Source organism: uncultured Azohydromonas sp. (genome assembly GCF_937926365.1).
Taxonomy (GTDB): Bacteria; Pseudomonadota; Gammaproteobacteria; order Burkholderiales; family Burkholderiaceae_C; genus Azohydromonas.
Genome location: NZ_CALAOH010000150.1, coordinates 1 through 8,087, shown reverse-complemented (window position 1 = coordinate 8,087; position 8,087 = coordinate 1). Strand labels below are relative to the sequence as shown.

The window sequence follows — 8,087 nt, the reverse complement described above, 5'->3', positions numbered from 1 at the left end:
GGCGGCGCGCCGGCGGTGGAGGCCGAGGCGGCGCCCGTGGCCGCGCCCGCGGTGCGCACGGGGCCGCGCATCGATGCGCTCATCGACGTGATCGCCACGCTGAAGCTCGATGCGCGCGTGAGCGGCGAGCTGGTGCAGGCGCACCTGCCCACCACGCGCCGCGCGGGCACGAAGCCCTTCCTGATCGAGGGCCTGAACGCCGCCACCGCCGAGTGGGAGCCGGTCCAGCCCGGGCAGCAGTACCGCGAGCTGCAGGTCGGCGTGCAGCTGGCCAACCGCCACGGCGCGCTCAACGAGATCGAGTACTCCGAGTTCGTGCAGAAGCTGCAGCCCTTTGCCGACAGCGTGGGCGCGGCGGTCGAGATCCCGGACATGCTGGAGGCGGTGTCGCGCGCCAAGGAGCTGGACCACTTCGCCAACCAGCACGACGCGCTGCTGTCGGTGCAGCTGGTGGCACGGGGCCAGCCGTGGTCGGTGGCCTACCTGCAGCAGGCCACGCTCAAGCACGGCTTCCTGCCGGGCTCGGTGCCGGGCCGGCTGGTGCTGCCGGGCGCCGGGGAAGGCGCGCCGCCGGTGCTGGTGCTGTCCTTCGACGCCAAGGCCGCGCTGGCCGAGGACCCGAACGGCGCGGGCGCCGTGGTGCGCGTGGCGCAGCTGAGCCTGGACGTGCCGCAGACGCCGGAGACGGACGGCCCCTTCGAGACCTGGCTCAAGGCCATGTCCACGCTGTCCACGGAGCTGGATGCCACGCTGGTGGACGAGGCGAACCATCCCGTGGTGCCGGAAGCCTTCGCGCCGATCAAGTCGGAGCTGGAAGGGCTCTACCGCCAGCTGGAGGCGCGCGACCTGGCGGCGGGGTCGGCGGCGGCGCGGAGGCTGTTCAGCTGACGGATCGCGGCCGGAAAGTCCGCAAGCAAAAGCGGCTTCCCTGCGAGGGGAAGCCGCTTTGTCGTTGTGGCGGCCCGTCCGGGCCGCCCTCGTCACGCCGCGATCAGCGGATGAACTTGTCGCCCATGCGCAGCAGCTTCGTGCTGGCGCCGGCGCTGGCGATGCCGGCGGATTCGGCGCGGCCGGCGCCTGGAGGCGTCGGGTCCTTGGCGAACCGCAGCGTCACCGCCGCCACCGCGTGCAGGTTCACGTTGTAGGCAAAGCGGTTGATGTTGGTGTAGGTGTCGCAGGCCTGGTGGTAGCACGGGTCGTAGGCGACGCCCGCGGAGCCGCCCCACAGCGCCGCCTCTTCCGGCGTCTTGATGCCCTCGGCGCCGGTGAACAGGCCGCCCGCCGGGATGCCCGCCCCGATGAAGCCGAAGTAGTCCGAACGGCCGTCGAAGTCCGTGCCCCTGAAGGCCAGGCCACGGCGCTCGTAGAAGCCCTCGAAGGCCTTCTCGATCTCGGCCGAGCCTTCGGGCCCCGGGCCGGCGCCGGTGCCGTCCGAGTCGTCGCCGTCGTAGATGAAGAAGCCGTGGTTGGGCGAGGCGATCATGTCGAAGTTCAGGTACAGCGCGATGCGGCGTTGCTGCCACGGCTTGAGCGTGCCGACGTAGTAGCTGGAACCCACCAGCCCCGACTCCTCGCCACCCCACAGCGCGAAGCGGATGCGGTTGCGCGTGTGCACCTTGGAGAGCTGCTTGGCGGTTTCCAGGATCGCGGCCACGCCCGAGGCGTTGTCGTTGATGCCGGGCCCTTCGGGCACCGAGTCCAGGTGCGCGCCGACCATGATCACCTGGTCCGGATCGCCGCGCTTCGATTCGGCGATCACGTTGCTGGTGGCGACCGTTTCCATGCGCGTGTCGGTCTTGATGCGCATGCTCAGGCCGTCGATGGCCCGCAGCGTGTTGCCTTCGGCCAGCGTCACGGAGGTCACGGGCAGCCGGCCGTTGAAGTCCGCGCCCAGCGTGCCGGCGATCTCGCCCTCGATGTTGTTGACGATGACCACGCCCACCGCGCCGGCGGCCTGCGCATTGAGCGCCTTCTCGGCGAAGGTGCATTCGCCGCGGCCCACGAGCGCGATGTGGCCCCGCGGGAAGCCGGCGAAGTCGCTGGCCTCGCAGCCGGGGGTGGCGTCGCCGGGCTGGAAGGTCACCGGCGTCACCGGCGCCGTCACGTCGGCGCTGGGCGAGTAGGACAGGATGTCGTTGTCCACCTCGCGCTGCGTGGGGGCCGTGACCTGCAGCACCGCGGGCGAGAGCTCCTCGAAGGTGCGGAAGCGGAAGTACTGCCGCCGCACGTCGTAGCCGGCCTCGCGGAACACCCTCACGGCGTAGCGGGCCGAGGCGTTGAAGCCTTCCGTGCCCGAGGCGCGCGTGCCGCCGTGGGCGTCGGCGATGTCCTGCAGGGCCTTCTGGTGCTTGCGCACCTCGCTGAAGGTGACGCACTCCAGCAGCTTCGGGATGGTGTCGTTGACGCGGCTGGGGCGCGTGCACTGCGCCGGCAGGGCCTCGGGTGCCGCGTCGGCCACGGCGGCGGGCTGCTCGGTGGCGGCCAGGGCCGCCGCGCTCTCGATGGCGCCGCCGTCACCGCCGCCGCCGCAACCAGCCAGCATCCCCGCCGCCAGCGCGACCCGCCACCAGGCGGGGAATCGGGCCGAGACGGGGCCTTGCGCGTGATCCATGGACTTCATGCCGCAACTCCTACTTCGTGCTGCCGGCCCGCCGGACCGGCACGTTTGCTGAAGCCGGCCAGGGCGGCCGGGGGCGGAGAGGCGGCGGCAATTCGCAATCCTTTTACCGCGGGTGGCCCCCGGAACGCAGGGGCGCCTTGCCTACACTGGCGCCATGTCCATGACCGCTTCCGATTCCGCCGCCGGCGGCGCTGCCGCGCCGGCCGGGGCCACCGCCCGCGCCACCGAGTTGCGCAAGCTGCTGCACCACCACGCGCACCAGTACTACGTGCTGGACGCGCCCGAGATTCCCGACGCCGAGTACGACCAGCTGTTCCGCGAGTTGCAGGCGCTCGAAGAGCAGCACCCTGGGCTGCGCACGCCCGACTCGCCCACCCAGCGCGTGCTGGGCCAGGTGCTGCCGGGCTTCGTGCCGGTGCGCCACAAGGTGCCCATGCTGAGCATCCGCACTGAAACCGACACCACGGCCGAGGGCGCGCGCGTCTTCGACGCCCGCGTGCGCCGCGAGCTGGCGCTGACCGAGGCCGATGCGGCCATCGAGTACGTGGCGGAGCTGAAATTCGACGGCCTGGCGATCAACCTGCGCTACGAGCACGGCGTGCTGGTGTGCGCCGCCACGCGCGGCGACGGCGAGACCGGCGAAGACGTGACGCAGAACATCCGCACCATCGGCCAGATCCCGCTGCGCCTGAACGGCGACGCGCCGCCGGTGCTGGAGGTGCGCGGCGAGGTCTACATGCGCCGCGACGCTTTCAACCGGCTCAACGAGCGCCAGCGCGAGGCGGGCGAGAAGACTTTCGTGAACCCGCGCAACGCCGCCGCGGGCGCGGTGCGGCAACTGGACCCGGCCATCGCCGCGAAGCGTCCGCTGAGCTTCTTCGCCTACGGCTGGGGCCAGGTCGAGGGTTGGGACGACATGCCCTCCACCCAGGCCGGCGTGCTGGAGGCTTTCGAGAAGTTCGGGCTGCCGGTGAGCCGTGAGCGCACGGTGGCTCGGGGCGCGGAGGGGTTGATCGAGTTCCACGCCCGCATCGCCGCGGCGCGGGACGAGCTGCCCTTCGACATCGACGGCGTGGTCTACAAGGTGAACGACCTGGCGCTGCAGCAGCGCCTGGGCTTCGTGACCCGGGAGCCGCGCTGGGCGGTGGCCCATAAATACCCGGCGCAGGAGCAGGTGACGACGCTGCGCGACATCGACGTGCAGGTGGGCCGCACCGGCAAGCTGACGCCGGTGGCGCGGCTGGAGCCGGTGTTCGTGGGCGGCACCACGGTGACCAACGCCACGCTGCACAACGAGGACGAGATCCGGCGCAAGGACGTGCGCATCGGCGACCGGGTGATCGTGCGCCGGGCGGGGGACGTGATTCCGGAGATCGTGGGCGTGGTGCCCTCGGCCTCGCTGGACGCGGCCCGGCTCGAAGGCGCCGATGCCGAGGCGCTGGCGGACGCGGCGCTGGACGTGCTGGAGCGCCAGCCCGATCCGGCGGCGGTGGCCGAGGGCACGGCGGTCGAGGCGGCGGAGCCGGCCGTCAACCCGAACGACTACCCGGGGCGCAGCGAGCCCTTCGATCTCTACAAGCGTTTGGGCGGGCGCTGCCCGGCCTGCGGCAGCGACATCACGCGCGAAGAGGGCGAAGTGGACTGGCGCTGCTCGGGCGGCCTGTTCTGCCCGGCGCAGCGCAAGCAGGCGGTGCTGCACTTCGCCGGCCGGCGCGCGATGGACATCGAGGGCTTGGGGGACCGGCTGGTGGAGCAGTTGGTGGGCGAGGGCGAACAGCCGCCGCTGGTGCGCACGCTGCCCGATCTCTACAAGCTGGGCTTCACCGCCCTGGTCGTGCTGGAGCGCATGGCGGAGAAGAGCGCCCAGAACCTGCTGGACGCGCTGGAGAAGAGCAAGCAGACGACCCTCGCGCGCTTCGTGTTCGCGCTGGGCATCCGCCACGTGGGCGAGCGCACCGCGCGCGACCTGGCGGCGTATTTCGGCTCGATGGACCGGCTGATCCAGGCCAGCGAAGAGGAACTGCTGCAGGTGCACGACGTGGGACCGGTGGTGGCGCACAGCATCCGCACCTTTTTCGACCAGGCGCACAACGTGGAGGTGGTGGAGCAACTGCGCGCCGCCGGCGTGACGTGGACGGAGCACGAAGGCCACCAGGCCGCGCCGCCGGGGCCGCTGGAGGGCAAGACGGTGGTGGTCACCGGCACGCTGCCCACGATGACGCGCGACGAGGCCGAGGCGCTGATCGAGGGCGCGGGCGGCAAGGCGGGTAAATCGGTGTCGAAGAAGACGGCCTACGTGGTGGCGGGCGCCGAGGCCGGCTCGAAGCTGGCCAAGGCGCAGGAGCTGGGCATTCCGGTGCTGGACGAGGACGGTCTGCGCGCGCTGGTCGCGGGCGAGGCCGCGCCCGCGGACGAAACCGAAGAGGAGTGAGGGCGATGGCGGTGCGCGAACTGTTGAAGATGGGCGACCAGCGGCTGCTGCGCGTGGCGCAGCCGGTGCGCGAGTTCGGCACGCCCGAACTCCAGGCGCTGCTGCGGGACATGGTGGACACCATGCAGGCGGCCGGCGGCGTGGGGCTGGCGGCGCCGCAGATCGGCGAGGACATCCAGGTGGTGCTCTTCGGCTTCGAGCGCAGCGAGCGCTACCCCGATGCGCCGCCCGTGCCGCGCACCCTGCTGTGCAACCCGGTGATCGAGCCGCTGTCGGACGAGGAAGAGGAGGGGTGGGAAGGCTGCCTTTCCGTGCCGGGCCTGCGGGGGCGGGTGCCACGCTTTTCTCGCATCCGCTACCGGGGGTTCGACCTGGACGGCCAACCCATCGAGCGCGAAGCGGAAGGGTTTCATGCGCGGGTGGTGCAGCATGAATGCGATCACCTGATCGGCCGGCTTTATCCGACGCGGATGAGGGACCTGACCAAGCTGGGATTTACCAGTGTGCTGTTTCCGGGATTGGATAAGGAGGAAGAGTGATTCATGGCGCCCACTGTCGTTCGTGATGGACCGTTTCGACTTTTCTTCTTTTCGCGTGAAGAGTCCCGAATTCATGTACATCTCTCTCATCCGGACGGAGAGGCTAAGTTTTGGCTGACACCAGTTGTACATCTCGCAACTTCAACGGGGTTGTCGCCGCGCCAGCTCACTGACGCTCAGGCAATCGTGCAGGCTCACTTGAAGGAAATTGAAAATGCCTGGAATCACCACTTCGGCGGCTGAAGTCACTCATGTCTCCAAGCACGGCTTCTGGGTGCTGCTGGACGACGAAGAGCTTCTTGTGCCTTTTGATCAGTTTCCATGGTTCAGGCAAGCCACCATTGAACAGATCACCAACGTCGAGCGTCCGGCGCCTGACCACCTTTACTGGCCGAGCCTGGATGTCGATCTCTCGGTCGATTCAATCCGCCGTCCGGACCGGTTTCCGCTGGTGGCTCGTGGCTGATCCCGTTCGGGCTTGTTGATGAAATCCCTGCTGCGCCATCCGGGCGCCTGCCTTTCGACAGTGAATTAGAGCGCTGAATAGGGAACTGAAATTCCTTGGGCCTTCTATTTGCATACTCTCGGGAAAGATCGATCAGGAGGAAGAATTTGTGAAACTCGGCTACACCATCGTCTACGTCCCCGACGTCTCGGCGTCACTGGCCTTTTTTGAAAATGCCTTCGGTCTGAAGCGCAAATTCCTTCACGAGAGCGGCACCTACGGCGAGATGGATACCGGAGAAACCACGCTGTCCTTTGCCGCGCACGCGCTGGGGGACATGAATTTTCCGGGCGGCCACGTGCACGCGGACGAGTCGGTGTTGCCGCTGGGTTTTGAAATTGCGCTGGTCACCGGCGACGACGTCCATGCAGCGCACGCCAAGGCCATTGCAGCCGGCGCACGGGAAATGGCGGCCCCTCAGCAGAAACCGTGGGGCCAAACCGTCTCCTACCTTCGCTGTCCTGACGGCCTCCTGGTCGAGCTGTGCACGCCCATTACTGGCGGTGAAGGCGGATGACGTGAAGAGTTCTCAATCCCGCCTGGTCTGCATCACGCGATAGGGGGGGTGACCCCGGCCGCAACGTTGTAACCGTCTGGCACGCTGGGTCGGCCTGATGTACCACCCACCCGTTACAAAGCCAAGAGGGCCGCCGTCGCAGCGGCCGGGTGGAGACAGCATGACATCCCGAGATTTGCACCGCGGCCTGCGGTGGCTGCTGGCGCTGGTACTGCTGATGGCCTTCGGCGCCGCGGCCTGGGCCGATCCGCCCGGACGCGTGGGACGGCTGGCGCAGGCCAGCGGCACGGTGTGGATCTACGACACCGAGCAGAACGAGTGGGTCGCCGCGGCCCTGAACCGGCCCATCACCAGCGGCGACCGGCTCGCCACCGACAACGGGGCGCGCGCGGACGTCCAGATCGGCTCCGCCTCGCTGCGCCTGGACGGCGCCACGGAGCTGGCCGTGGACCAGCTCGACGACGCGCGCGTGAGCCTGCGCGTGGAACGCGGCAGCGTGGCGCTGCGGTTGCGCTCGGCCGAGAGCGTCAATGAGTTCGAGCTGCAGGCGCAGGACGCCCGCTTCTTCCCCACGCAGCCGGGCCAGTACCGCGTGGACGTGGAGGACAACGTCACCCATGCCCAGGCCTGGAGCGGCGAGATGCGCTTCCAGTCGGCCGACAGCGCGCTCACGCTGCAGAGCGGCACGCGCTACAGCTTCTGGCGCCAGGACGACCGCACCCACTACGACATGAGCACGGCCTCCGGCGAGGACGCCTTCGGCGCCTGGGTGCTGGCGCAGGACCAGCGCGAGGACCGCGCCGCCTCCACCCGCTACGTCTCGCCCGAGATGACCGGCGCGCTGGACCTGGACCACAACGGGCGCTGGGACACGCACCCGGAGTACGGCGCGGTCTGGTTCCCGACCGTCGTGGTCGCCAACTGGGCGCCTTACCGCTACGGGCGCTGGGTCTGGGTGGCGCCCTGGGGCTGGAACTGGGTGGACGACGCGCCCTGGGGCTTCGCGCCTTTCCACTACGGCCGCTGGGCCTCGTGGCGCGGGCGCTGGTGCTGGGTGCCGGGGCGCTACGTGGCGCGGCCGGTGTTCGCGCCGGCGCTGGTGGGCTGGATCGGCGGCAACCACGTCAACGTGAGCGTGGCGGTGGGCGGCCGGCGCGCTCCGCCGCCGGTGATCGGCTGGGTGCCGCTGAGCCCGCGCGACGCTTTCGTGCCGCGCTTCAACGCTACGCCGCGCTACATCCGCGGCGTCAACGCCACGCACGCGCCCTGGCTGCCGCCGGGCGGCAAGCCGTCCTGGGGCAACCGCCACATTCCCGGTGCGGTGACGGTGGTGCCGGCCAACACGCTGCAGCGGCAGGTGCGCGTGGCCGACCGCGTGCTGCCCAGGGCGGAGCCGCGCTGGAACGCGGCGCTGCCCCAGCAGCAGCCGGCGCTGCCGCGCCCGGACTGGGCGGATCGGCGCGGCGGCCGGCGTG

The 8,087-nt window shown here is 70.0% G+C and carries 8 protein-coding genes; 7 read left to right on the top strand and 1 reads right to left on the bottom strand.

Annotated features, from left to right (window positions below; translation table 11 throughout):
- Positions 1 to 888 (top strand): cell division protein FtsZ (locus Q0741_RS16255; RefSeq protein ID WP_298234244.1); only part of this gene is annotated, 888 nt, incomplete at its 5' end.
- Positions 889 to 991: 103 nt separating this feature from the next.
- Here the strand turns inward: Q0741_RS16255 and Q0741_RS16250 are convergent.
- Positions 992 to 2,620 (bottom strand): M28 family metallopeptidase, encoded by a 1,629-nt coding sequence (locus Q0741_RS16250; RefSeq protein WP_298234243.1) that lies wholly within the window; start codon positions 2,618 to 2,620, stop codon positions 992 to 994.
- Positions 2,621 to 2,780: 160 nt separating this feature from the next.
- Here Q0741_RS16250 and ligA point away from each other — a divergent pair, with 160 nt between their 5' ends.
- The 6 genes from ligA to Q0741_RS16220 form a co-directional block, all read left to right on the top strand.
- On the top strand, positions 2,781 to 5,051 hold the full coding sequence (gene ligA, locus Q0741_RS16245; RefSeq protein WP_298234242.1) for an NAD-dependent DNA ligase LigA: 2,271 nt from the start codon (positions 2,781 to 2,783) through the stop codon (positions 5,049 to 5,051).
- A gap of 5 nt (positions 5,052 to 5,056) precedes the next feature.
- The gene (def, locus tag Q0741_RS16240) at positions 5,057 to 5,590 is read left to right on the top strand and encodes a peptide deformylase (protein WP_298234241.1); all 534 of its coding nucleotides are present in this window, start codon (positions 5,057 to 5,059) and stop codon (positions 5,588 to 5,590) included.
- A gap of 3 nt (positions 5,591 to 5,593) precedes the next feature.
- Positions 5,594 to 5,833 carry a DUF4160 domain-containing protein gene (locus Q0741_RS16235; RefSeq protein ID WP_298234240.1) on the top strand — a complete coding sequence of 80 codons (240 nt, stop codon included), beginning with the start codon at positions 5,594 to 5,596 and terminating at the stop codon, positions 5,831 to 5,833.
- Positions 5,805 to 6,056 (top strand): DUF2442 domain-containing protein, encoded by a 252-nt coding sequence (locus Q0741_RS16230; protein ID WP_298234239.1) that lies wholly within the window; start codon positions 5,805 to 5,807, stop codon positions 6,054 to 6,056. The genes Q0741_RS16235 and Q0741_RS16230 overlap by 29 nt, the downstream gene beginning before the upstream one ends.
- Before the next feature lie 148 nt (positions 6,057 to 6,204).
- Positions 6,205 to 6,612, top strand: coding sequence for a VOC family protein (locus Q0741_RS16225; RefSeq protein WP_298234238.1), 408 nt, complete (start codon positions 6,205 to 6,207; stop codon positions 6,610 to 6,612).
- A 160-nt stretch (positions 6,613 to 6,772) separates the two neighbouring features.
- A partial coding sequence (locus Q0741_RS16220) for a DUF6600 domain-containing protein (protein ID WP_367184125.1) occupies positions 6,773 to 8,087 on the top strand: 1,315 nt, incomplete at its 3' end.

Excerpts from the sequence above, each read along its gene's own strand:
- Q0741_RS16250 (WP_298234243.1), bottom strand. The coding sequence starts at position 2,620 with ATGAAGTCCATGGATCACGCGCAAGGCCCCGTCTCGGCCCGATTCCCC.
- ligA (WP_298234242.1), top strand. The coding sequence starts at position 2,781 with ATGACCGCTTCCGATTCCGCCGCCGGCGGCGCTGCCGCGCCGGCCGGG.
- def (WP_298234241.1), top strand. The coding sequence starts at position 5,057 with ATGGCGGTGCGCGAACTGTTGAAGATGGGCGACCAGCGGCTGCTGCGC.
- Q0741_RS16235 (WP_298234240.1), top strand. The coding sequence starts at position 5,594 with ATGGCGCCCACTGTCGTTCGTGATGGACCGTTTCGACTTTTCTTCTTT.
- Q0741_RS16230 (WP_298234239.1), top strand. The coding sequence starts at position 5,805 with ATGCCTGGAATCACCACTTCGGCGGCTGAAGTCACTCATGTCTCCAAG.